The 1,167-nt window shown below is 71.7% G+C and carries 1 pseudogene; it reads left to right on the top strand.

Annotation, left to right across the window (positions count from 1 at the left end):
- Positions 1 to 1,167, top strand: a pseudogene (locus AC1DN0_RS41070) (hypothetical protein); the annotation flags it as partial.

The raw sequence follows: 1,167 nt of genomic DNA, 5'->3' as shown, positions 1-1,167 counted from the left end.
CAGCCACCCAGCCCCAGGCTGCCGCACGGACGGCGTCCGCGGCTGCCGCAGCCAGCGCGGCGGCGGCTGTGGCCACGCAGGCCCGCGCCACAACCAGCCCGGCCGCGGCGACGCCTGCGCGCGCGACCGTGGTCAGCAGCCCCTTCCGCCAGCCGCAGATGGGCTCGCGCTCGACGATTACGACGCTGCCCGAAGCCAACGCGCGGCCCGTCCAGCCCGTTGCCGCAACGACCGTGACAACCGCTGCCGTGGCACCGCCGCCCGCGGACGCCCAGGCGCGGCCAGCGCACGCGCCGGCCGCGCAGCCCGAGTCGGCGGGCACGCTGGATACCGGCGTGCTGGAAACCGGGGAAGCCATCGCAGTACTCGCCGAGGAGCCGCAGACGGTAGCCGTGCTGACCCCCGAGGACGTCGCCATGCCGGTCTCCGGACTTGCCGCCACCGTGCCCGGCGAGACTCCCGAGCCCGCCAAACTGCTTGCGAACGCCGCGAGGCAAGGCGATGCGCCATCCGTGACGCTGGAGGAGATCCGCCTGGAAGCCGAGGCGCTGATGGCGGAGCTGAAAGCACTGGCTGGTGGCCGTCGGCCGGCGTTGCCTGCCGTGCCGGCGTCGTCGCCGCAGGAGGCTGTGGCCGAGGCGCAGGCGGCATCCGCGCCATTGCCGGATGCCGCCATCGATGCCCCCGCCGAGGCGCCAATCGACGCGGTGAGCAATCCGGTGGCCACCGAAGCGGCCTTGGCCGCTGCCGAGGTACCGTCCAACGAGTTGCACGAAGCCTCCGCCGGAATCGTCACCGAGCCGGTTGCCGGGGATGCCGGACATGCTGTCGCTGTTGCTGAAGCCCAGGCGGAAGTGGCTGTCGAAGCCGAGCCGCGAACCAATTCCGTGGTCGTAGCCGCAGTTCAGCCCGAAGCCCAGGCAGAAGTTGCAGTCGAGGCTGATCCGCAAACCGATACCGCAGCCGTGGTCGCGGTCCAGCCTGAAGCCGGAGCCGAACCTGTAGCCGAGGCCCGGGCAGAAGCTGCGATCGAAGCCGATCCGCAAACCGATGCCGCAGCCGTGATCGCAGTCCAGCCTGAAGCCGGAGCCGAGCCTGTAGCCGAGGCCCGGGCAGAAGCTGCGATCGAAGCCGATCCGCAAACCGATGCCRCAGCCGTGGTCGCAG

This window comes from Cupriavidus sp. 05N39 (assembly GCF_056397325.1).
Note: the sequence above shows the minus strand (reverse complement) of the source record. Positions and strands in the feature narration are given on the sequence as shown.